17 protein-coding genes are annotated in these 22993 nt (G+C 62.5%); 11 read left to right on the forward strand and 6 right to left on the reverse strand.

Annotation, left to right across the window (positions count from 1 at the left end; translation table 11 throughout):
• Positions 1–49: 49 nt before the first annotated feature.
• The 4 genes from ACFFP0_RS26500 to ACFFP0_RS26515 all read right to left on the reverse strand — a co-directional run bounded on the left by ACFFP0_RS26500 (position 50) and on the right by ACFFP0_RS26515 (position 7751).
• Positions 50–2377 (reverse strand): hydantoinase B/oxoprolinase family protein, encoded by a 2328-nt coding sequence (locus tag ACFFP0_RS26500; protein WP_377265215.1) that lies wholly within the window; start codon positions 2375–2377, stop codon positions 50–52.
• 71 nt (positions 2378–2448) lie between these two features.
• On the reverse strand, positions 2449–4602 hold the full coding sequence (locus ACFFP0_RS26505; RefSeq protein ID WP_377265216.1) for a hydantoinase/oxoprolinase family protein: 2154 nt from the start codon (positions 4600–4602) through the stop codon (positions 2449–2451).
• 254 nt (positions 4603–4856) lie between these two features.
• Positions 4857–6740 (reverse strand): sigma-54-dependent Fis family transcriptional regulator, encoded by a 1884-nt coding sequence (locus ACFFP0_RS26510; RefSeq protein ID WP_377265217.1) that lies wholly within the window; start codon positions 6738–6740, stop codon positions 4857–4859.
• A 153-nt stretch (positions 6741–6893) separates the two neighbouring features.
• A complete protein-coding gene (locus ACFFP0_RS26515; RefSeq protein WP_377265218.1) occupies positions 6894–7751 on the reverse strand; it encodes an SMP-30/gluconolactonase/LRE family protein in 858 nt (285 codons plus the stop codon).
• Positions 7752–7922: 171 nt separating this feature from the next.
• On the opposite strand from ACFFP0_RS26515, the gene ACFFP0_RS26520 reads away from it, so the two are divergent.
• Together ACFFP0_RS26520 and ACFFP0_RS26525 are read left to right on the forward strand one after the other, a co-directional pair.
• Complete coding sequence (locus tag ACFFP0_RS26520; RefSeq protein WP_377265256.1) at positions 7923–9245, forward strand: MFS transporter; 1323 nt, start codon at positions 7923–7925, stop codon at positions 9243–9245.
• A 146-nt stretch (positions 9246–9391) separates the two neighbouring features.
• Positions 9392–10126 (forward strand): FadR/GntR family transcriptional regulator, encoded by a 735-nt coding sequence (locus ACFFP0_RS26525; RefSeq protein ID WP_377265257.1) that lies wholly within the window; start codon positions 9392–9394, stop codon positions 10124–10126.
• An 18-nt stretch (positions 10127–10144) separates the two neighbouring features.
• Here the strand turns inward: ACFFP0_RS26525 and ACFFP0_RS26530 are convergent, their stop codons facing one another.
• Both ACFFP0_RS26530 and ACFFP0_RS26535 read right to left on the reverse strand, forming a co-directional pair.
• Positions 10145–10933 carry a carbohydrate-binding protein gene (locus ACFFP0_RS26530; RefSeq protein WP_377265219.1) on the reverse strand — a complete coding sequence of 263 codons (789 nt, stop codon included), beginning with the start codon at positions 10931–10933 and terminating at the stop codon, positions 10145–10147.
• An 11-nt stretch (positions 10934–10944) separates the two neighbouring features.
• Positions 10945–12735: a heparinase II/III domain-containing protein gene (locus ACFFP0_RS26535; protein ID WP_377265220.1), complete on the reverse strand. Its 1791-nt coding sequence runs from the start codon at positions 12733–12735 to the stop codon at positions 10945–10947.
• 233 nt (positions 12736–12968) lie between these two features.
• Between ACFFP0_RS26535 and ACFFP0_RS26540 the strand changes: the two genes are divergently transcribed.
• The 9 genes from ACFFP0_RS26540 to ACFFP0_RS26580 all read left to right on the forward strand — a co-directional run bounded on the left by ACFFP0_RS26540 (position 12969) and on the right by ACFFP0_RS26580 (position 22987).
• Complete coding sequence (locus ACFFP0_RS26540; RefSeq protein WP_377265221.1) at positions 12969–13919, forward strand: carbohydrate ABC transporter permease; 951 nt, start codon at positions 12969–12971, stop codon at positions 13917–13919.
• Positions 13920–13923: 4 nt separating this feature from the next.
• Positions 13924–14760 carry a carbohydrate ABC transporter permease gene (locus ACFFP0_RS26545; RefSeq protein ID WP_377265222.1) on the forward strand — a complete coding sequence of 279 codons (837 nt, stop codon included), beginning with the start codon at positions 13924–13926 and terminating at the stop codon, positions 14758–14760.
• A gap of 4 nt (positions 14761–14764) precedes the next feature.
• Positions 14765–15937, forward strand: a complete 1173-nt coding sequence (locus ACFFP0_RS26550) for a glycoside hydrolase family 88 protein (protein WP_377265223.1) — start codon at positions 14765–14767, stop codon at positions 15935–15937.
• A 9-nt stretch (positions 15938–15946) separates the two neighbouring features.
• A complete protein-coding gene (locus ACFFP0_RS26555) occupies positions 15947–17056 on the forward strand; it encodes an ABC transporter ATP-binding protein (RefSeq protein WP_377265224.1) in 1110 nt (369 codons plus the stop codon).
• 21 nt (positions 17057–17077) lie between these two features.
• On the forward strand, positions 17078–17812 hold the full coding sequence (locus ACFFP0_RS26560) for a DUF624 domain-containing protein (protein WP_377265225.1): 735 nt from the start codon (positions 17078–17080) through the stop codon (positions 17810–17812).
• Positions 17813–17842: 30 nt separating this feature from the next.
• Positions 17843–19123: an ABC transporter substrate-binding protein gene (locus tag ACFFP0_RS26565; RefSeq protein WP_377265226.1), complete on the forward strand. Its 1281-nt coding sequence runs from the start codon at positions 17843–17845 to the stop codon at positions 19121–19123.
• A 58-nt stretch (positions 19124–19181) separates the two neighbouring features.
• A complete protein-coding gene (locus ACFFP0_RS26570) occupies positions 19182–21047 on the forward strand; it encodes a DUF2264 domain-containing protein (RefSeq protein ID WP_377265227.1) in 1866 nt (621 codons plus the stop codon).
• Between the two features lie 83 nt (positions 21048–21130).
• Positions 21131–21979: a 5-dehydro-4-deoxy-D-glucuronate isomerase gene (gene kduI, locus ACFFP0_RS26575; protein WP_377265228.1), complete on the forward strand. Its 849-nt coding sequence runs from the start codon at positions 21131–21133 to the stop codon at positions 21977–21979.
• A 75-nt stretch (positions 21980–22054) separates the two neighbouring features.
• The gene (locus ACFFP0_RS26580) at positions 22055–22987 is read left to right on the forward strand and encodes a 2-dehydro-3-deoxygalactonokinase (protein ID WP_377265229.1); all 933 of its coding nucleotides are present in this window, start codon (positions 22055–22057) and stop codon (positions 22985–22987) included.
• The last annotated feature ends 6 nt before the right edge of the window (positions 22988–22993 follow it).

Consider the following 22993-nt stretch of genomic DNA (forward strand, 5'->3'; position numbering starts at 1 on the left):
GTGAATGGATACGGGCCTTGCCGCCCGTATCCTTCTGCAAAACCGGGGATCATTCCTCGACGAACTGGACGGTCTTCACGTCGGGCAGCTCGGAAAGGTCCATGGAGTAACGCGACCCGTAGGTGGGGATGCCGAGCTCCTCCTCGGTCAGCACCCAGTCTTCCGGCAGGTCCCAGAAAGTGCGGAACTCTTTCTCGAAACGCGGGCCGAGCTTGAAGGACGAGGCAAACATCTGTTGCACCTGGGTCGAGGCCTTCTTCGCAAGGATCTTCTCCCGCTCCTGCTTCATCCATTCCCGGGCGGGAACCGCCTTTGCGATTCGCGCCTTGCGGATTGCGCGGCGCTCCGCCTCGGTGGCGGCAACATCGACGGCATGTCCTTCCTGGCCCTTTCTCAGGACGACGCCGTAGACCTGCCGGGCAAAGCGCTCCAGCACGTAGCCGCCGTTGACGTCATCCGCGACGGTCTGCGGGTCGCGATCGAGCGGATCGCCGAAGCCCGGACCGCCACGCATGTAGTTGAGATAGAGGTCATAGTCGGAGAACATTTCCTCGGTGGTGATCGCCTGCTTGTCGCGCTTGATCACGGCGTCCTTCAGGAGGCCGTCCCAGACCGGGTTTTCCGGATCGGCATCGCCGCCGAGCGGTATCTCCTTTCCTTCCTCGATGAGCTTCTTCAGTTCCGTCTTGTGCGCGGCGAAACGGTATCCCGAGGCCGCCGGATAACCGCCCATCAACCCCCAGTCGGAGGAGATATGGCCATTGCCCATGAAGAACATCGTCCAGTCCTTGGCGTTCCAGACCATGCGCAGGCTCTCGAAGCCGCAACCGCCGCGATACTTGCCCGATCCGCCCGAGGAAGCCTTGATCTGCCGGCCGAGATAGACGAGCGGTTCGGCAAGTTCCCAGATCTCCATGTCACCCATGTCGCCTTCCGGGTTCCAGATGGCGGCCGCGTGGGAGAGGCCGTCCCCGACGGCGGTCGCACCCGTGCCGTTGGCCGCGCATTCGAAGGAATTGACGGCATGGATCTCGTCGTACTGGTTGAAGCCGCCGCCCTGCAGCCAGTTCGAGGTGTTGGCGTTGCCGGCGTTCACCTCCTCGAGATAGCCGCGTCCGAAATAGGAGCGCGACAGGCCGCGCCAGAGCGCCGTCCAGGCCGACACCAGGAAGTGCCAGGAATAGGAGAAGGCGACGCGCCGGTCGTCCGGGTTCATCCATGTGCCTTTCGGCAGCCGGAACTCGGTGCCGTAAGCCGCGCCGTCATTGATCATTTCCGATGGGATCAGGGTCTGCGTCATCATCACCCATATGCCGGACGTGAAGCTCACCTGATGGGCGTTGTAGGTGTGCCAGCCCCAGCGGCTCGAACCTTCGAAGTCCAGCCGCCAGGTGCCATCGTTCCGGATGGTGATCTCCGATGGCGCATGCATGATCGTATCGACCTTCGCGAAATCGGAAGGCACGCGCACGTCGTCGTGATTATAAGGCACGTCGACGAACCCGACCTGCCGGTACTTGCCGGGAATGGTCATCGCCTTGATGCGATTCTGCAGGCCGACGCGGCCATGCTCGACCGCCTCGTAGGCGAACTTCCAGTAGGAGTCGATCCCCTCCTCGGCGATCACCTCCTCCACCAGCTTGCGGATCATGTGGCAGCCGGCGATGCGCGTGCGTTCGTCCAGCATCCAGTAGCGGGTGGTGCGGACCATGCGCTGGCTTTCATGCAGCCAGTCCCGATAAAGGGTGTCGTTCTCGCCCACCTTGCGGCAGGTGATGGAATAGCCGTCGCCGAAACGCTGCACCTGCCCGGTCGCCATGGAGCCCGGCCCGACGGCGCCGGTGTCGATGACGTGGGTGACGCCGCCGACCCAGCCGATCAGTTCGCCCTCCCAGAAGATCGGCACGATCGTATGGATATCGCACGGATGCACGTTGCCGATGAGGGAATCGTTGTTGCAGAAGATGTCCTTGTCGCGCACGCCGGGATTGCTCTCCCAGTCGTTCTCGATCATGTACTTGATCGCCGCCCCCATGGTGCCGACATGGATGATGATGCCGGTGGAGGTCAGGATCGAATCGCCGGCCGCATTGTAGAGCGTGAAGCAGAGTTCGCCTTCCTGCTCGACGATCGGCGATGCGGCGATCTTCTTGGCCGTCTCGCGCGCATCGACGACACCGGCGCGAAGCCGCGAGAACAGCTTGTTGTAGAGGATCGGATCGCGGTCGCGCAGCTCCATCTTCTGCAGGCCGGCGTAATGTTTCGTCTTCCGCGTCGCATCCATGACGCGGTCGCGATGTTCCTTCAGCGTTTCGCCTCCACGGACCACGCCGCGCGCGGCGCCTTCGAGGCTCCTGTCCTTGACATTGATGTTCATGACTATGTTCCTTGTTCGATCTTGAGGGTGCTCTGTGGCCGGGGCCGATTGCGGTCGCCCCCTGCGCCTGGTCAGACTTCCTGCAGGTGGAACAGACGGTGTCCGTCGAGCCAGGTTTCGAAGCCGTCCGGAACGACGAAGGTGGTCGCGTCGGACTCGATGATGGCCGGGCCGATCACCCGGTTGCCGGGCTTGAGCGCTTCCATCTTGTAGAGCTGGGCGTCGACCCAGCGTTTCTTGCGGTAGAACTTGCGCGTGCCGATCTTCGCCTCCTCGGGCGGGGTTTCGGACTGCAGGTCCTCCTTCGGGATCTTGGGCTTCTGGATCGGCACGGTGCCGCGCATGATGGCGCCGGTCACCGAATAACCGAGCTCCGGCGAACGGGCGCTCTCGGAATAGACCCGGCCATAGGTGGCGTTGTAGGCATCTACCATCTTGTCCCAGTCTTCCGCCGTCGACGCCGACTGGATCGGGCTTTCGATCTCCAGGTCATTGAGCTGGCCGCGATATTGCATGCGGTAACCGGGCTGGAGCGATACCTTGTCGGCGTCGTAGCCGTTGAGCCGGAACTCCTCCAGAACGTTGCGGGTCAGTTCCTCCCAGGCCGCCTGAAGCACCTTCGAGGCCTCGGCTTTCTGGGCATCGGGGGCATCCGGGGCAATGTTGATGTCGAGGGACTTGTCGTAGCGGTATTCGAAATCCGCAGCGGCGCAGCCGAAGGCGGAAAATCCCGCGGCCCAGGCCGGCACGATGACGTCCTCGAAACCGAGACCCTCCGTATAGCCATAGGTATGGACCGGTCCCGCACCTCCATAGGAGAAGCAGACGAAGCTTGCCGGCGAATATCCCTTGCCAGAGATCATCGAGCGCAGATAGTCGCGCAGGTCGGAATCGAGCAGCTCGATGACGCCGGCCGCCGCATCTTCCACGGAAAGTCCGAGCGGATCGGCGATCTGCTTCTTGATGGCATCCACCGAACGCTGCCGGTCGAGCTTGACCGCGCCGCCCAGGAAATTGTCCGGATTGAGATAGCCGAGCACCATATGGCAATCGGAAACCGTCACGGTCTCGATACCGCTCTCGGCCCAGCAGACACCGACGCGATAACCCGCGGAATCCGGCCCAAGCTTGATCGCCTTGGTATAGGGATCGAGGCGGATGAAGGAACCGGCGCCGGCGCCGACGGAATCCATGCCGACGAGCGGCAGGGAGAGAACGAGGCGGGCCATGTCGGGATCGTTCTTGATGGTGAGTTCGCCTTGCGTGATCAGCGCCACGTCGAACGACGTACCGCCGATATCCGAGCAGGCGATATTCTTGTAGCCCAGCACTTCTCCCAGATACTTGGCGCCAATGACGCCGCCGATCGGACCCGACACGATCGTGCGGGCGAGCTCCTTGGCCTTCCACGAAATGGTGCCGCCATGGGTCGCCATGACGCGGAAATCGAATTTCGTCCCCTGCTCCTTGAAGGCGTCGGATATCTTCTTCAGCGTCTGTCGCGACGGCTCGGCGGCATATCCTTCGAGGATCGTCGTGTTGGTCCGGTGTGTTTCCTTGCGCACCGGATAATAGTCGGCCGAGGCGAAAACCGGGATATTCTTGCCGCTCTTCGCGACCTCCTCGATCACGATGTCGCGGACGCGGCGCTCATGCGCGGCATTCTTGTAGGAGTGGAGCAGACTGATGACGATCCCCTCGACATCGAGCGCGATCAGTTCGCGTGCGGCCCGGCGGGCGCTTTCCTCCCGGAGCGGAATGACCACGGTGCCGGACATGTCGACCCGTTCGACGACGCCCCGGGTAAGCTGCCGCGGGACAAGCGGCGGATCGTAGCGATGGGTGTTGAGATGGATGCGATCCTCGTAGGCATAGCCGAGATAACACTGGATCGCCCGTCCCATCCGGTGGAAATCCTCCATGCCGGCATTGACGATGAGACCGCACCGAAGCCCCTTGCGCTGCACGACGCGGTTCAGCATGGCCGTGCCCGAATAGACGCCGGTCTGCAACTGCGCCAGGGCATCGGACAGGTCCATTCCCCACAAGGCCAGCCCGTCCTTGCTGGAGTTGATCAGTCCGATCGCCTCGTTCTGCGGGGTCGATTGGGCCTTGCCGACGACGAAATCGCCTTCTGCATCGACAAAGAATGTGTCCGTCATGGTGCCCCCGGCATCAATGCCGAGCACCTGGACGCTACGCACATTTTTGTTGTGTACGTTCACGGTAACTCCTCCTCTTGTCCGCGACCCCTCCTTGGGTCACGAACAACAGGCAGCAATGACCGTGCCAATCGGCACCGTTTCCACGAACAGACTGAAAAATAAGGATTCTTTTTATCGCCTGGCAAATGCCGGGATTTTCGACCGTCCGCGGGCCGGACACTGTCCGTCCGGTGTCCGCCGCCTTTCGAAGACACATGGCCCCCCGACGCACGAAGGAGCCGCCTCGTGGAAGAACAACACGATCGTGAGAAATGTTACCGGTTGATGCCGTATTCGGCCAACCGGACATAGAGGGTCGAACGGGCAATGCCGAGACGCCGGGCGGCCTCCGTCATATTGCCGTTGCAGGCCTCGACCGCCTCCCGAATGGCCGTTTCCTCGGCCTTGCGCAACGCGCCTGCCGCGGATGTCACATTCACGGGGATGCCCTCGCGCACCTCCGCCGGAAGGTTTTCGAGGCGGATGTCATCGCCTGGCATCAGCGCCACGGCCGCATCGATGATGTTACGCAATTGGCGGACATTGCCCGGCCAGCGATAGGCGCAGATCGCCTGCAGCGCCTCCTCGGAAAAGCGGGGCATTGCCTTCGACAGCCGCCTTGCGGCCAGTTCGGCGAAATGCCCGGCGAGCAGGATCACGTCGTCTCCCCGGTCTCGCAGGGGCGGAATTGTAATCGTCGCCGCTGCGACGCGATAGAAGAGGTCGCTGCGGAAACGGCCGGCCGCGATTTCCCCGGCAAGGGACCTGTTCGTCATCGAGACGAGCGAAAGCTCCACCTGCCGGCCCTCCTGCGAGCCGACGGGATAGACGATGCCGTCTTCCAGGACGCGCAGGAGATAGGATTGCAGTTCCAGCGGCATTTCGCCGATCTCGTCGAGACAAAGGGTGCCGCCGTCGGCAGCGACGATCCGCCCTTCGCGCCCCCGTTCGTCGGCGCCCGTAAACGATCCCTTGTTGTAGCCGAAAAGCTCGCTGGCGATGAGATCGCGGGCAATCCCTCCGCAATTGACCGGAACGAAGGGCGCCTGAGAGCCGCGGACCTGGGCATGGATTGCGCGCGCGAAAAGCTCCTTGCCCGTCCCGGTCTCTCCCTCGATCAGCACGGGAAGCCCTGCTTCGGAAAGGCGGACGGCTCGCTCTTTCGCAGCCAGCATCGCCGGGCTTTTCCCGAGGATATCGGAGAACAGGACAACCCGTTCCCGCAAGGAGGAGGCTCCGGACCGCGTGGCGGTCTTCGCCTGCGGCCGGCCGAGCAGAACGATCGCGCCGATCTCCCCGCCCTCCTGGCGCACGAATTCGATCTTGGCATTCGGTTCGCGTCGCCTCAGTTCGGCTTGCCATTCCGGAATGGGCAGGGTCTGCACCTCTTCGCGCATCCCGCTTTCCTTCCAGACGCCGGCCGAGCCTCCTTCCTTGGTCGCGTGAACGACCAGCCCATAACGGTCGAGCACCAGCATGTCTTCGTTCAGCCACACGGACCGCTTCATCAGAAAATGACGGAGCAGGACCTCATGCTCCATCCTCAGCATCCGATCGAGCGCGCTCTCGATCTCCCCGCCCACCGCAACGGCAAGGGCCATGCTTTGAGGATTGAAGGATTCCACCCGGCCGGAGATATCGACCACGCCGAGGATGCGGCCGTTTGCCGAGTTCTTGACGGGAACGGCGGCGCATGTCCAACGCTGGACGTCCTCGCAATAGTGCTCGCTGCCGTGTATCTGCACCGCGGCACCTTCGGCCAGCGCCGTGCCGATCGCGTTGGTGCCGATCTGCTGCTCGTGCCAATGCCCCCCAAGCTCCAGATGGTTCGCGCGCCCTGCGTCGACCACCCTTGGATCGCCTTCCGTGGCGATGATGAGGCCGCTGGCCTCGGTGAGGATCAGCATCGACCTCGCATCCGCAAGAAAGGTGCGGGACCGCCCAAGGGCCGGGGCTGCCGCCGAAATCAGAATGGCGTTGCCCGTTCGTCTTCGATGGAGCTCACCTTCCTCCACCATCGGCGCCAGACGCCGGTTGAATCCGACATGGAAACCCGCCGACCGTTTCCAGGACTGCGTGACGACATCACGTATGGTCTGCCCGGGCAGTTCCCCATCGCTGACGAACCGCTCCCATGCCTGTCTGATCTGCGCTCCCACCTTAGTCTCCTCCCAAGGTGCGTTAACCAGCGGCCTCGCCGTCAAAAAATGACCTTCGCTGTATTTTCTCCCGGCGCTGGAAGCGTGAACACTAACACGTCCCACTCCGAACACAACCGCCTGCGGCCGTTTGATCCGGAGCAGGCAAGGACCTCATCCAAGCACGACCCGATGTTCGGCGACGCCTCTGGCCGGCACGGCACGGCAGAACGTCATCCCGGCACACGGTTCCGCCAGGCGTGCCTCGGGCGTCATCCCCTGCTGTGCGGACGTGGCGAAGAGCAGGTCGAGATCGGTCCCGCCGAATGCCGGGCAGGATATGCGGGCCGCATCGAAATGATGGACGGCGATCTCCCTGCTGTCCGGCCCATAGCAGGCAACCCGGCTGGCGCCCCACTGGGCATTCCAGAAACTTCCCTCGCTATCCGTAACGGCGCCGTCGGGCGAAACGCCGGAAACGGTCAGGTCCAGGAACAGGCCGGGCTCCTCCGCCGGCCAGCCGTCCCGGTCGAGCCGGACGGACCATATCCGTTTGAGCCGGGTATCGGCAAAATATCCGAGCGACCGCTCGGCATCGAAGCAGATCGCATTGGGAATGCTGATACCGGGATACAGCTTGCGCATCTCGCCGCGATAGTAGCGCCAGATGGCCCCGGCTTCGTGTTCGGACTGCTTGCCCATCGTGCCGATCCAGAAGCCGCCCCGGGGGTCCGCCCGGCCGTCGTTGGAGCGCAGATGCTGTTCCGGCGGCAGCCTCGCCACGATTTCCCGCCGCCCGGATTCGATATCCATTTTCCACAGACCCGTTTCGGAAGCCACCAGCAACTCGGCTGTCGAAATCCACCCCGCGGCGGAGACGCATTCATCGAACTGCCACCGGAGCTCGTTGCCCCGCTCCCGGCTCAGAAGCGCCTTGCCGGTGATGTCGAACCAGAAGAACTGCTGCCTCCCGGGATGCCAGAATGCACCCTCCCCAAGTTCGCAGCGGCGGGCATCGAATAGGTCGCTCATGATCCGGTTCTTCGTCGTGATGCAGCAGTGCCTGAGGATTGACCGGGAAATTCATCGTATGAATGTGAAAAACATCAGTCGACTTGACGAGATACAGCAGACAGGTCAAAACGTCCAGCGCCCGTCCGTTCATTGGTCCCGCCATTGCCTCGCGTCCCGCTCATCCTTTCAGTGGCGCTGTTCATGGAAAGCATGGACGCCACGGTTATCTCCACATCCCTGCCGGCGATCGCGGCCGACATCGGCACGACATCGGTGGCGCTGAAGCTCGCCTTCACCGCCTATTATGTCGCCATGGGCATTTTCGTGCCGATGAGCGCCTGGCTCGCCGACAGATACGGATGCCGTAACGTGCTGCGGTTTTCCATGGCGCTTTTCATCCTCGGCTCGCTCGGATGCGCCGCTTCCCAGTCGCTTGCACACTTCGTATGCGCCCGCTTCATCGAGGGCGCGGGGGCGGCCTTCATGGCGCCCGTCGCGAGGCTCGCTCTCTTCCGGGTCACGCCGAGGGAGGAACTGGTGAGTGCGACCTCCTGGCTGACAATTCCGCCCACCGTGGCCCCGATGTTCGGGCCTCCCCTCGGCGGCTTCCTGACCACATACGTCGCCTGGCAATGGATCTTCGTCGTCAACCTTCCCATGGCGATCGCGGGCATCGTCCTGATCACCCGTCTCATGGCGGACCCAATCCGGCTCCCGACCGGACGCCTGGACCTTTTCGGCCTTGTCCTCGTCGCCATCAGCCTTTCCGGTCTCGTTTTCGGGGCATCTCTGATCAGCATGCCGGTATTGCCGGCATGGCTCGGCCTGTCGGGAATGATGCTCGGCGCCGCGGCCGGGATCGCATATTTTGCACATGCTCGAAAATCCGCCGATCCGGTTCTGGACCTGCGCGTCTTCCGCGAGCCGACCTTCCGGGCGACCACGATCGGAACCACGCTGATGCTGATGGGGTGTGCCGCACTTCCTTTCCTGACCGCGCTGATGTTGCAGCTGGGGTTCGGGATGGATGCCTTTCAGTCAGGCCTGCTCGTCTTCTCGGGGGCGATCGGCGCCCTCGCCGCGAAGTTCGTCGTGGCCCCCTTGTTCAAACGCCTCGGCTTCCGCCGGGCGATGACCTGTTCCGCCCTGCTCGCCGGCATCGGCATCGGCGTCAAGGCGACGCTCCTGCCGAGCACGCCGGCCCTGCTCATCGTCCTCCTGCTCTTCGTCAACGGTCTCATCCGGTCGGTCTATTTCACCGGTCATGCGGTTCTCACCGTCGCGGATACAAGCCCGGAACAGGCAGGCCATGCCACCGCCATTGCCGCAGTCTCGCGGCCGGTCGCGTCGGCGCTTTCCTTCGCCATGGCTGGCGGACTGCTGACATTCCTGTCATCGGGCGGCACCAACACGATCGGCGATTTCCATATGGCCATCGGCCTCGGCGCGGCCTTGTGCGGCAGCGCCGCCCTCGCTTTCCTGATCTGCCGTCCTTCTCGCAACCCGTCATAGACAATTGCTGGGGGAACAGGCGTTGCCGGCCCATTGTCCATTGAAAGAAGGGGCTATTTGTCATACATGTGTGATGAATCGAAGGCGTGGAATACCGCGTCCGGGTGACGTTCGGTCGAGCCGATGCGAGGGATCAAGGCGTGGCTATGCAAGTGAAGGATCGCAGCAGGGGTCCTGGATCGCTGGTCTCACAGGTCGGAGAGAGCCTTCGACAGGCTATCCTGAGCGGGCAGTATTCCCCCGGCGACAAGCTTCCGAGCGAGGTTGAGCTCACCGAAACGCATGGCGTCAGCCGGACCGTGGTCCGCGAGGCCGTCGCGGCGTTGCGCTCCGACGGACTTGTGGAGGTGCGTCAGGGAGCGGGCATATTCGTGCTCAATGCCGATCCGAACCCGGTGCTTCCGGGACGCAGGATCGACAGGGCTCGCGTTTCCTCCGATCTCGAGGTTCTCGAAGTCCGCGCACCGCTGGAGATCGAGGCGGCCGGCCTGGCCGCCTTGCGCCGGTCGCCCGCCCAGGAGGAAGCGATCTTCGAATGCCATCGCAAGATCCTCAGATGCATCGAGAATGATGAATCGATCCGCGACGCCGATCTGGCGCTTCACTTCGCCATAGCCGAGGCGACCAACAACCCGTTGTTCCGGCAGCACCTGGAATTCCACGGCTCCGCGGTCATTCCCCAATCGAGGGTCATCCCGGAATCCCGGGCAGCTGAACAGACCGCCTACCGGAAGATGATCCACAGGGAACACGAGGCGATCGTGATGGCGATCTCCGACCGGAACGAGGAAGCTGCGCGCAATGCCATGCGAGACCACCTGAGAGGCAGCCAGATCCGCTACCGCGACCTGCTCAAGGACTTTCGCACGTTTTCGGAATAGAGACCTGCATGCCCGTTCCTAATCTGCCTCCCGCCCCCACACCTCGATCTGCGTCAAGGCCGGAAAGGGGGACGGATCTTCCGCCTTGATCAGGTTATGCAGCCTGATCCAGTCCACGGTGCGAGGCGCCACGGGCAGGCATTGGGCGGCGCCCGACTTGACGAGCGGGAAGCAGCATGTCCCGCCATCGGAAAAGGTGATGCTCGCCTTCTCCCACCAGGAATCATGCGGAAAGTCCGCCCGCAGGTAGAGCACGATCTCATCGACCGTCACCGGCCGCCCGAATTCGACCGTCAGAGCGGCCTCCGGATCGCGGTTGATCCCCCAGCTGGTATAAGGCCAGAAGCCATGGTCGTTATTGGCCTTTTCGCCGTCGATCGCATTGCGCGCGGCGAATACCGCCTCTCCGCGTGTCTCGACATTGGCTTTCGCATGCGGAAACAGCGTTTCGTTGGCCTGATCATCCCAGGGATTGAGCGCGAGATTCCGCCGCGGCGCGACCTCGTCCGGCCGTGCCTTGCGCACATAGAGCCGATGAATATCGCCATGAAACGCACGCGGCGAATAAGGAATGCGTTTCTGGCCGAAAGGCACCGACAGGGAATAGGAACGTCCCCTCAGATAGACCGCCGTGGGACCGATGGCGTCGTCGAGAGCGAGCACGACATGCCCTGCCTCCGATGCCTCCACGACAATCCGGTCGCCTTCGCGATAGCTTTGGCGATGGACGAGGAAACTCTCCCCGCCCCCCGTCGCGCTCGCCAGGACCGCTCCATCGGCGTCGACCACCTTCAATGTCAGTTCCATTCGCGTCCTCCTCAGACGACCCGCAATTTCAGGCGCTCCTTCGCAAAAGCGATCCGCAGCCTGTAGATCCTGCCCGGCCAGGACAACCTGAGCCGGGCATCTTCGATATCGATTGCGTCGATTTCGATTTTCCCCGCGCCATCGAGTTCGATACGGCCAAGCCCGGCGAGATCGATCGCGCCGGCGGCGACCGTCGGCTGGACGGAAACCATCAGCGACAGGACGGCTGGCAGGTCCCCGTCATGGCAATCGACGATTTCGACGTGGCGCCCGCGCTGGAGAGTGACCTTGCGGCGGTAGCTGCGCACCCGCGCCTCGGGCGGATAGGCGCCGGCGATATCGAGGGAAACATGCGCTTCGGCGGGACCGAACCCGGTCTCCATCTCGCGTGCCGCAAAGCCCTCGCCGTCCGACTGCATGACCTTCCCGAAGGTCGGCAGGTTGTGGAATGCCGACTGCATCGTCCAGATTTCATATCGATCGGGAGAGAACGTCTTGGCCGTATAGGCTTCAACCCCGACGTCGATGAGGAACGGAAGCCCGTCCTTGTAGAGGGTCACGCTTCCGACATCGTTGTGATTGTGGCTCTCGCCGTTGTGGCCGCCCTTGACGGCAACGGCAAAATGCCCGTCACGCGCGATGAACAGACCGATGCCGGAATAGAAGACATCGCGCGCCGGGACGGAGCGGGGCTTATAGACGACCGTCTGGCCGACCAGTAGTTCCTGCACCCGATACCAGAGGTTCCACTCCGCGGGCAGATGCAGCTTCTCGGCCGTGCTTCTGCTCGCTGCGGCGAACTCCATGAGAGGTTCGGAACCGACAGCCTGTCCGAAGAGATATTCGCGGACGCTGCAAGGTTCGACCACGGCGGAGGAATCCGCGAAATTGAAATAGTGGCGGCCGGCTACATACATGTTGAGAATGTATTCGGCCATGTTGCGAATCTTCGGCTCGCCCCAGAGATGCGCAAAAACGCCCGGCGCGACGGCATCCAGGATCGTCATCGCGCCATGCAGGCAGAGTGCTGCATGGCGATAATAGACAACTCCCTCTTCACAGGCCCCGTCTTCGGCATAATCCTTCAGAAAGGCATCCAGGCTGCCGAGCGCCTTCCCGACGATTTTTCGGCGCAATGCCTGGTCCGTGCGCAGGCAGAACGTGGACAGCAGGACGTTCTGCGTGATCCACGCCGTCCAGTTGTTCATTCTCTCGCTGCCGCGCCCCATCCACCAGAAGTGCCGGTCGAGGTAAGGGGAAAAGATGCGTCCCTCGATCTCCCGTTCGATGCGGGCGACGATCTGCGGGCTCACCGCATCCAGTTCATCCCCCATCAGGGCCACAACCGTTGCCAGCAATGCCGCGGTTTCCGCGGCGAAAAGGTCGATGACCGGTTGCGCCGTGTCGGGGAGCGGAAGACGCTGCCCTCCCCTCTCATAGGCGTTGTGTGCAGGCAATTGCCAGCCGCTTTCCTCCACAATCAGGAAAATGCCGTCGACGATGGCGGACAGGAAACGCCCCCGGCCCTCCAGCATTTCGCCGAGCACGAGATCGTTCAGCATCCGCCGCCGGGTGAAATAGAGATTCTCGAAGCGGGAACGATCGCCCGTTTTCGTGAACTCCCAATAGTCCGATGCTCTTATGACCGGCCATGCCCGCGAGAGGGCCGCCTCGGCGTCCTGAACGACCGCCTCGCGGACGGAGGCGGGAACCGCAGACCAAGCCGCGCGATCCCCACGAACGGAGCCCGGAAGGAAATCCCCCAGAAAATCCGGCAAAGCCGCCGCAATCTCGCTGAGCATCTCTCCTCCTCGCAAAGCCGCCGGCGCCCGACTTGACGCCTACCTATCATACGTATTTTGCGATATCCATAAAATTCATATGACTTATTCATAATTTGTTTGACCAATGTCGGAGATATGCTATGGGTCAGCCGGGAGGCAAGGGCCGGCACAAGGCCGCACCCGCTGCGATTGGCGGACTTCAAGTTTTTGGCGACAGCCGGCCGAGGCCAGTCGCGCTGGAGGAGATACCGATGTCCATGTCGAGTTCGGCCATAGTGGCACGCCCCGCGACGGCAGCCCCCCGGCGCAAGGTCAGGATTTTGTCCCGGCGCCGGCGGAAGGTTCAGAATGCGCTGATCGCCTATTCCTTCATCGCCCCGAATTTCATCGGTTTTGCGGTCTTCACGCTCGGCCCGATCCTCTTCGCCTTCGCGCTGGCCTTCATGCATTGGGACGGTTCGAACGCGATTACTTTCGCGGGACTGGACAATTTCTGGCGGCTTTTCGAGGACAAGGCATTCATCGCCGCCTTCTGGAATACCGTCATTTACACGGTCGTATCGGTGCCGGCGACACTTGCCTGTGCATTGGGCCTCGCCATCCTGCTCAATCAGAAGATCTTCGGCCGCGATTTCTTCCGCACCGCCATGTTCTTCCCCTATGTCGCCTCCCTGGTCGCTGTGGCGGTTGTCTGGAACATGATCTTCAACCCCGAGATGGGCCCGGTGAACATGATCCTCTACACGCTCGGCCTCGACCCGAAGGACATGCCGGGCTGGGCCGCCGACCGACACTGGGCGATGGTGACGGTCATCCTCTTCGGCATCTGGAAGAGCATGGGCTACTACATGGTCATCTATCTCGCCGGCCTGCAGGGCATCAATTCCGAACTCTACGAGGCGGCCAATCTCGACGGCGCGAACGCCTGGCAGAAATTCATCTATGTCACGGTGCCGCAGCTTGCCCCCACGACCTTCTTCGTCACCGTCATGCTGACGATCCAGTCCTTCAAGGTCTTCGACCAGATCTACATGATCACCCAGGGCGGGCCGGGCACGTCCACGCTCGTCCTCGTCTACCACATCTATAACGAGGCCTTCATCTCCTGGGATCTTGGCTATTCCAGCATGGTCGCGCTTGTCCTGTTCTTCCTCGTGCTGGCCGTCACGATCATCCAGTTCCGTCGCCAGAGGGAGGATTGAGGCCATGAGGATCGCCGGACACAGGATCACGACAGGAACCGTCGCCGTCTATGCGACCGCCATCGTCATCACCGCCGTGATGCTGATGCCGTTCGCCTGGATGCTTTCCGCCTCGCTGAAGCTCAGCCGCGACGTCTTCGTCTTCCCGATCGAATGGATTCCCTCCCAGCCGCAATGGCAGAACTATGTGGACATCTGGACGAAGATCCCGCTGGCGCTCTTCATCTACAACACGTCCAAACTGACGATCATCGTCACGCTGCTGCAACTCCTGACGTCGAGCTTCGCGGCCTATGCCTTCGCCAAGCTCGATTTCCCCTACAAGAACACGCTCTTCCTCGGATACATCGCCACGATCGCCATGCCCTGGCAGGTCTATATGGTGCCGCAATTCCTGCTGATGCGCGAATTCGGGCTGAACAACACGCATCTCGCGCTCATCTGCCTGCAGGCTTTCACCGCCTTCGGCGTCTTCCTGATGCGGCAGTTCTACATGTCGATCCCGACGGAGTTTTGCGAGGCGGCCCGCATCGACGGCATGAACGAATACCAGATCTGGGCGAAGATCATGCTGCCGCTCTCCAAGCCCGCTCTTTCGACCCTCACCATCTTCACCTTCGTCACCACCTGGAACGACTTCCTGGGCCCGATGATCTACCTGACGAAGACCGAACTGAAGACGATCCAGATCGGCCTGCGGATGTTCATCTCGCAATATTCGGCGGAATACGGGCTGATCATGGCCGCCTCGGTCGTGGCCCTGATCCCGGTTCTGATCGTCTTCCTGTCCCTGCAACGCTTCTTCGTCGAAGGCGTCGCCTCGTCGGGCCTCAAGGGTTAAGTCCATGAATGCCGTCCCATCCTTCGCGCCGCAGCCGATCACCGACATGGAGGTGAAAGCAGCCCTCGATATCGCCGTGGAGCAGGTCAGGCGAAACCTTCCGCAGTTCACCTATGTCTCGCAGAACCATTCGAGCACCGGCAATTTCTATCCCGCGGTCGCGAACGACCAATGGACCGCGGGCTTCTGGCCCGGAGAAATCTGGCTCGCCTATGAGCATACCGGCGACAAGGTCTTTCAATACGCCGCGCAGATCCAGGTCCAGAGTTTCCTGCACCGGATCGTCAACCGCATCGAGACCGATCATCACGACATGGGGTTTCTCTATTCCCCGTCCTGCATCGCGGCCTGGAAACTGGTCGGAGACGAGGACGGCCGCAGGGCCGCCATTCTCGCGGCCGACCAGTTGATCGAGCGTTTCCAGCCGATCGGCCAGTTCATCCAGGCCTGGGGCCGCAAGGGCGTGGCGGAGGAATATCGCTACATCATCGACTGCCTGCTCAACCTGCCGCTTCTCTACTGGGCGAGCCGCGAGGCCGGCGATCCGAAATACCGCGATATCGCGCTCATCCACGCGCGCACGACGCTTGCGAACTCCGTTCGCCCGGACGATTCCACCTATCACACCTACTATATGGACCCCGTGACGGGCGCTCCCGTGCGAGGCGCGACGAAGCAGGGATATCGCGACGACAGCGCCTGGGCGCGCGGGCAGGCCTGGGGCATCGCCGGCATGGCGCTTTCCTATCGCTACGAGCGGCTGGAAGAATACCGCCTGACCTTCGACCGCCTGCTCTCCTTCTATCTCAAGCGCCTGCCGGCCGATATGGTACCCTGTTGGGACCTGATCTTCTCGGATGGGGACGGCGAACCGCGCGACACGTCCGCGGCCTCGATCGTCGCCTGCGGCCTGCTTGAAATGGCCGAACTGGTGGACGAGGAAGCCGCCGCCGGCTACCGTGAACTCGCGCGCCGCATGATGAAGAGCCTCGCGGACCACTACGCCGTCAACGACCCGGCCATCTCCAACGGACTGGTCTTGCACGGAACCTATTCGAAGAAATCCCCCTTCAACACCTGCCGCGGTGAAGGCGTCGACGAGTGCGTCTCCTGGGGCGACTACTATTACATGGAAGCTTTGACGCGCCTTTCGCGCAACTGGTCTTCCTATTGGTGAGAGGACCTGATGGCCAGCATTTCCCTCAAGAAACTGAACAAGACCTACGGCGCCCTCACGGTCGTGCACGACATCGACCTGGAGATCGCCGACAAGGAATTCATCATCCTCGTCGGCCCATCGGGTTGCGGCAAGTCGACGACGCTGCGGATGATCGCCGGCCTGGAGGAAATCTCCGGCGGCGAACTCAGGATCGGCGGCGACCTGGTGAACGATGTCCCCTCCAAGGACCGCGACATCGCCATGGTGTTCCAGAACTATGCGCTCTATCCGCATATGACCGTCTACAAGAACATGGCCTTCGGCCTGCAACTGCGCAAGGCGGGACGGGACTTCATCGACAGCCAGGTGCAGGACGCGGCGAAGATCCTCGACATCGCGCATCTTCTGAACCGCAAACCCAAGGCGCTTTCCGGCGGACAGCGCCAGCGCGTGGCGCTCGGCCGCGCCATGGTGCGCAATCCGGCCGTCTTCCTGCTGGACGAGCCGCTTTCGAACCTCGACGCGAAGCTGCGCGGCACGATGCGCGCCGAAATCAGCAAGCTGCACAAGCGGCTGGACGCGACCTTCATCTACGTCACCCACGACCAGATCGAAGCCATGACCATGGCGGACCGGATCGTCGTCATGAAGGACGGCCACATCCAGCAGGTCGATACGCCGCAGAACCTCTATGACCGGCCTGTGAACATGTTCGTCGCGGGCTTCATCGGCGCACCGCAGATGAACATGCTGCCGTCCCTCATCCGGCACCGGGGCGACGGATATGTCGCGATCTTCGACGACCGCGAGCTGCCGCTGCCGGCGCATTTCGACAAGGCCCGGATCGCGCCTTACGAGGGCCGCGAACTGGTGCTCGGCATCCGGCCGGAGAATTTCCATGAACTGCCGCCCGCCGATATCGAGCCGGAAAACCTGGCGCCCTTCAGGGCGGTCGTCGAGCTTGCCGAGCCGATGGGGTCTGAAGTGCATCTGAACATGGTCGCCGGCGGGCGCGGCCTGATCGCGCGCGTATCGCCGCGCTTCAAGGCCGGTATCGGCGATGAAGTCGAGCTGGTCGCCGACATGACCAATGTGCAGCTTTTCGACGCGGAAACGGAACGCTCCATCCTCTATTGAGGCGACCGGGAGGAGACGGCCATGCAGTGGCTGCGGGACATGTGGACGAAGGAGGGACCGGGCATCTCCAAGGATGCCCCGAAGAAGACCGGCCTTGCCCTGTTTGCGGAAATCTTCGCCCGCGAATGGTGGGAAATGGTCAAGCTCAACATCCTGTTCGTTCTGGCGGCGATGTTCGTGGTGACCATTCCCGCTGCGCTCGCCGCGACCGCGCGCATCTGCGTCGCTTTCGCCGAGGACCGCAACACCTATCTGCTGCGGGACTTCACGGAAGCCCTTGTCCGCTATTTCTGGCGCGCCACGGCCTGGGGGGTTGCGCTTGCCGCGGCCCTCGGCATCGGAACATACGCGGCCATCGCCTACGCCGCCGCCGCCCGGGACAATCTCATCCTCGCCGCGCCGCTCGCCGTCAGCGTCGTCGTGACCGGCTTCATCGCGGTGCTCGCATGCCATCTCCTCATCCTGATGGTGATGCGGGACCTTCCGATGCTGAGACTGTTGCGCCTCGCGGCGATCGCCTCCGTCCTCCGCCCGCTGCCGGCACTGGCGGCTCTCGGCTTCGTGGCGACGCTGTGGCTCGCCCACATCCTGTTCTATCCGGTTTCCGTCTTCATGCCGGCAACGCTCAATTTTTCACTTGGAATGTTCGCCGTGGCATTCGGCGTCCATCGGGCAGCGGCGATGGTTCTGGCCCTGCCGATCGCAACGCGGGAAACACGCGAACCGCATGCTCGTGACGCCGCACACAACGTCTGATCCAGAAACACTCAGGGAAGGAGAATTGGAATGTCTTTGGATACTCTTGGGAAATCAATGAAGCTTGCACTGGCCGGTCTTGCACTGGCCGCAACCACCGCCGGCTCCGCGCTCGCCCAGTCGGGCGATGCCGTGACGCTCAAATGGGCCTTGTGGGATTGGGACAAGGTCGCCTACTACAAGCCCCTGATCGAGGCCTACCAGGCGAAACATCCGAATGTGAAATTCGAATCCGTCGACCTCGGTTCGCAGGACTACCAGCAGATGATCGCCACGCAGCTCGCCGGTGGGTCGAAGGACATCGACGTCGTCACGGTCAAGGATGTTCCGAACTATACGAACCTCGTCCGGGCCGGCTCGATCTCCGATCTCTCCGGTTTCATGACGGAGCAGAAGATCGATCCGGCCTCCTTCGGCGGCCTCGTCGACGAACTCAAGGTCGACGGCAAGATCTACGCCCTGCCGTTCCGCTCGGACTTCTGGGTCGTGTATTACAACAAGGACATTTTCGACAAGGCGGGTGTGGCCTACCCGACCAACGACATGACCTACAAGCAGTTCGACGAGATCGCCGGAAAACTCGCCGGCGGCATGGGCGTCAACAAGATCTATGGCGCGCTTTTCCACACCTGGCGTTCCACGGTCCAGCTTCCCGGCATCCTCGACGGCAAGCACACGCTCGCGGGACCGGACTATGCTTTCCTGAAACCCTGGTACGAGCGGGCACTGGCGCTTCAGAAGGAAGGCGTCGTGCCGTCCTACGCATCGCTGAAAACCTCGAACACACATTATTCCGCGCTGTTCTTCAACGGCACGATCGGCATGCTGCCGATGGGCACCTGGTTCATCGGTACGCAGATCGCCAAGGTGAAATCGGGTGAATCCAAGAGCAAGAACTGGGGCATCGTCAAATTCCCCCATCCGGAAGGCGTTCCCGCCGGCACCACGGCCGCGCAGATTTCCGGCCTGGCCGTGAATGCCAATTCATCCCACAAGGCCGAGGTGCTGGACTTCATCAAGTTCGTGACCGGGCCGGAAGGTGCCTCGATCATCGCGGCCACGGGAACGATCCCGACGGTCCGCACGTCCGAGGTCACCGCCAAGATCGCCTCGCTACCCGGTTTCCCGCAGGACCAGGCCAGCAAGGACGCTCTGCAGACCGGCAAGTCCTTCCTCGAAATGGCCGTCAACCCGAACGCTGCAAAAATCGAAGTGGTCCTCAACCGCGCGCATGACTCGATCATGACCGACAACATCTCGATCGATGATGGCCTGAAGGAAATGACCGAAGGCGTAAAAGCCATCAAGTAACGACATCATCCGCCGCGGAGGGATATATTCCTCCGCGGTTCCTTGCCTTTCATGACGAATGGGTTGCACCGTGCCCTACGATCCCGTCCGCGCCAATCCCCTGTACGGAAATCCGCTGCTCACCCGCGCCGACCTGCAAAAGGCGGCGACCGATCTGTTTTCTCCCCTACTTCCCTATTTCTCCGAGGGTGGGGCGAGGGTCCGCCTGAGCGCGACCGCAGCGCATTTCGACCGGGCCGCCGCGGACCTGGAAGGATTTGCACGGCCGCTCTGGGGCCTCGTGCCGCTGGCGGCGGGAGGCGCGCACTTCCCTCATTGGGAACTTTACCGCCACGGCCTTGCGAACGGCACCGATCCGTCACATCCCGAATATTGGGGCGACATCTCCGACCGTGACCAGCGGCAGGTCGAGCTGGCTGCCGTCGGCTTCGCGCTTGCCATGGTGCCGGAACATATCTGGGCCCCCCTTACCGACGCCCAGAAGAGAACCGTCGCCTCTTACCTCCTTTCGGCCCGCGACAAGGAGTTCATCGACAACAACTGGAAATTCTTCCGCGTTCTTATCGATCTCGGGCTCGAACGTGTAGGCGTCGATTTCGACAGATCGCAGACCGAACGTTATCTCGACGAGATGGAGGCATTCCGGCTCGGCGAGGGATGGTATCGCGACGGGCCTGTCAGGCGGGTCGATCACTACATCCCTTTCGCGATGCATTTCTATGCCCTGATCTATTCGGTCCTGGCCGCGAAGGACGAAAGGCGTGGAGCCGCGTATCGCGAACGGGCTCGCCTTTTTGCAAAGGACATCCGCCACTGGTTCGGCCCGGATGGAGCAGCGCTCGCCTTCGGACGCAGCCAGACCTACCGGTTCGCAGCCGGCGGTTTCTGGGGCGCCCTTGCCTTCGCGGGCGTCGAAGCGCTGCCCTGGCAGGAGGTCAAGGGTTATTACATGCGCCACATCCGATGGTGGTCCGCAATGCCGATCGCCGACCGCGATGGGGTACTCTCGGTCGGCTACGGTTATCCGAACCTGCTGATGAGCGAGAGCTACAATTCAGCCGGATCGCCCTATTGGGCGCTCAAGTTCTTCCTGCCGCTGGCGCTGCCGGACGATCATCCGTTCTGGCTGTCGGAAGAAGCGCCGGCCCCCTTCTTCACCGACCCCGTTCCCCTCAGGGAGCCGGGCATGGTCGCCATGCACACGCCCGGCAATGTCGTCGTCCTCGCCAGCGGACAGCAACATGGCAACATGCGCGGAGCCAACGAGAAATATTCGAAATTCGTCTACTCCACGCGCTACGGATTCAATATCGAGGCGGACGACAGGAATTTCGCCGCCGCGAGCTTCGACGGCATGCTCGGCCTGTCGGACGACGGCGTGCATTTCCGCACCCGGGAGACCCTGGAGGAGGCATCGATCGCCGGAGACCGGCTGTATTCGCGCTGGCGCCCGTGGAGCGACGTTGTCGTCGAAACCTGGCTCCTGCCCGCCAACCCATGGCATATACGCATTCACCGGATCGCGACACCGCGGACGCTGAAGACCGCCGAAGGCGGCTTTGCCATCGAACGGGCCGATTTCGACATCGACCGGCCGGAGCAAGCGGAAGGCCGCGCGATATGGCACGGCCGGAGCGATATCAGCGCCATCGTCGATCTTTCGCCGGAGAACCGGAGAGACGGTCTTGCGATGAGCCCGATCGCCAACACCAACCTGATCCATGCAAAGACGCTTCTGCCGCAGTTGCGTGGCGACATCCCTGCAGGTACGACGATATTGGCCACCGCCGCCATGGCATTGCCCCCCGGCGACCATGCGACGAGATCGCTGCACGCCCCGCCCGCATGTCCCGACATGGGCGCGCTGGAGCAGTACTTTCTTCTGAAAGGTTTACCCGTATCCGCGTTCAAACTTGAGTTATAGGTTCCCGCCAGGAACGCCAGGGACCCGGCCAACCGCGAAGCGCTGGCGTCAGAACCGACGCGCGCAACACGAAAGGAAAAGACATGACCACCACCGTTCAAACGCGCCATGCCATCCACTACAGCCAGTCCGAACGGATGACGGGTGCGGAACTGCGTGAGCATTTCCTGATCGAGGATCTCTTCGTTGGCGGGTCCCTTCAGGCAGTTTACACGCATTACGACCGCATGCTCGTGGCGGGGGCGACGCCGGCCGGTGGAACGCTGGCCGTCGGCGAGGAACTGGCGAAGCTCGTCGGAACCGACCACCTGCTGGAACGCCGCGAGCTTGGCCTGATCAACATCGGCGGGGCCGGCCGGGTCATCGCCGATGGCACGACCTACGAACTTCAGCCCACGGATGGCCTCTATCTCGGCCAGGGAACGAAGGACATCGCCTTCGAAAGCGCCGACGCCTCCACGCCCGCGAAATTCTACATCAACAGCGCGCCCGCCCACACGAAGTTTCCGTCGCGGATCATCCGCAACACGGACGCGATCGAGAACGATCTCGGAGACGGCGCAACCTCGAACAAGCGCAAGCTCTACCAGTATCTCCACCCGAAAGTCCTGCCGACCTGCCAGCTTCTGATGGGACTGACGCGGCTCGAAACCGGTAGCGTCTGGAATACCATGCCCGCTCACCTGCACGACCGCCGCATGGAAGCCTATCTCTATTTCGAGCTTCCGGAAAATGCCTTCGTCGTCCATCTGATGGGACGCCCCGAGGCCACGGAACATCTGATCGTGAGAAGCGGACAGGCGATTCTCTCTCCGCCGTGGTCCATCCACTGCGGCGCGGGCACTTCGGCCTATGCCTTCATCTGGAGCATGGCCGGAGACAACCAGTCCTTCACCGACATGGACATGGTCGATATGAAGAGCTTGAAGTGAATATCGCTTCCGCTTCGGTTGAAACGGATGCCGCCATGTGTTTCTTTGCGGCGTTCACAGCGGGAGGGAATTGAAATGGGAAGACCGGCCTCGATCATCGTCGATTGGGGAACGAGTTCGCTGCGCGCCATGCTGGTCTCGGAAACCGGCGAGACGCTCGCCACCCGCGAGACCGCGGGCGGCGGCATACAGTTCGTCAAGGACGGCGCTTTCGAGGAGGCGCTGCTCTCCGCAGCCGGAGACTGGTTCTCGGCCCATGGCCCGCTGCCCGTGCTGGCGAGCGGCATGATCACGAGCCGCAACGGCTGGATCGAGGTGCCCTATGTCGATGCGCCGGCCGGCGTGGCTGAACTCGCCGCCGGCACGAAGACGCTGACGCTCTCCAACGGAGCGGTCATCACCTTCCTGCCCGGCATGCGCGATCCGGCGGCAAGACCCTTCCCCGATGTCATGCGCGGCGAGGAAACTCAGATCGTCGGCTTCGGCCTAGACAGGGACCGCACGCTGGTCCTGCCCGGCACCCACAGCAAATGGGCGCGTATCAAAGGCGGCCGCATCGATGGTTTCCAGACCTATGCCACCGGCGAGGTCTTCGCGCTGCTGACCAGACATTCTTTCATCGCCAAGGCGCAGGAGCCCGCCCCCGGCGCGGAGCCGCACTGGGACGCCTTCGATCGCGGCGCGGAGTTCGCCGCAAGCGAAGAGGCATCGGCCGACGCATTCCTGTCGGCGATCTTCAGCGCCCGCACCGGCATACTGGACGGCAGGCTGAAGCCGGAAGACATTCTCGACTATGTTTCCGGCCTCGTCATCGGCTCGGAATTCCGCCAGGCGCGCGCCGCCGGCTGGTTCAGGTCGGGCGATGCGATCGGCATCGTCGGCAACAATGCGCTCAACATCCGTTACGGCCGCATCGCGCCGATGTTCGGCCTTGCCATCGAAGCCGGTCCCGACAATGCCGCCAAACGCGGCATCATGCAGATCGCGGCCGAAGCCGCCGGAAGATAAGGAACT

This window comes from Neorhizobium puerariae, assembly GCF_042429745.1.
GTDB lineage: Bacteria > Pseudomonadota > Alphaproteobacteria > Rhizobiales > Rhizobiaceae > Neorhizobium > Neorhizobium puerariae.

Coding starts and splice junctions, on each gene's coding strand:
- ACFFP0_RS26545 (WP_377265222.1), top strand. CDS start 13,924: ATGAGGATCGCCGGACACAGGATCACGACAGGAACCGTCGCCGTCTAT.
- ACFFP0_RS26555 (WP_377265224.1), top strand. CDS start 15,947: ATGGCCAGCATTTCCCTCAAGAAACTGAACAAGACCTACGGCGCCCTC.
- ACFFP0_RS26530 (WP_377265219.1), bottom strand. CDS start 10,933: ATGGAACTGACATTGAAGGTGGTCGACGCCGATGGAGCGGTCCTGGCG.
- ACFFP0_RS26570 (WP_377265227.1), top strand. CDS start 19,182: ATGGGTTGCACCGTGCCCTACGATCCCGTCCGCGCCAATCCCCTGTAC.
- ACFFP0_RS26515 (WP_377265218.1), bottom strand. CDS start 7,751: ATGAGCGACCTATTCGATGCCCGCCGCTGCGAACTTGGGGAGGGTGCA.
- ACFFP0_RS26535 (WP_377265220.1), bottom strand. CDS start 12,735: ATGCTCAGCGAGATTGCGGCGGCTTTGCCGGATTTTCTGGGGGATTTC.
- kduI (WP_377265228.1), top strand. CDS start 21,131: ATGACCACCACCGTTCAAACGCGCCATGCCATCCACTACAGCCAGTCC.
- ACFFP0_RS26540 (WP_377265221.1), top strand. CDS start 12,969: ATGTCCATGTCGAGTTCGGCCATAGTGGCACGCCCCGCGACGGCAGCC.
- ACFFP0_RS26580 (WP_377265229.1), top strand. CDS start 22,055: ATGGGAAGACCGGCCTCGATCATCGTCGATTGGGGAACGAGTTCGCTG.
- ACFFP0_RS26550 (WP_377265223.1), top strand. CDS start 14,765: ATGAATGCCGTCCCATCCTTCGCGCCGCAGCCGATCACCGACATGGAG.
- ACFFP0_RS26500 (WP_377265215.1), bottom strand. CDS start 2,377: ATGAACATCAATGTCAAGGACAGGAGCCTCGAAGGCGCCGCGCGCGGC.
- ACFFP0_RS26565 (WP_377265226.1), top strand. CDS start 17,843: ATGTCTTTGGATACTCTTGGGAAATCAATGAAGCTTGCACTGGCCGGT.
- ACFFP0_RS26525 (WP_377265257.1), top strand. CDS start 9,392: ATGCAAGTGAAGGATCGCAGCAGGGGTCCTGGATCGCTGGTCTCACAG.
- ACFFP0_RS26560 (WP_377265225.1), top strand. CDS start 17,078: ATGCAGTGGCTGCGGGACATGTGGACGAAGGAGGGACCGGGCATCTCC.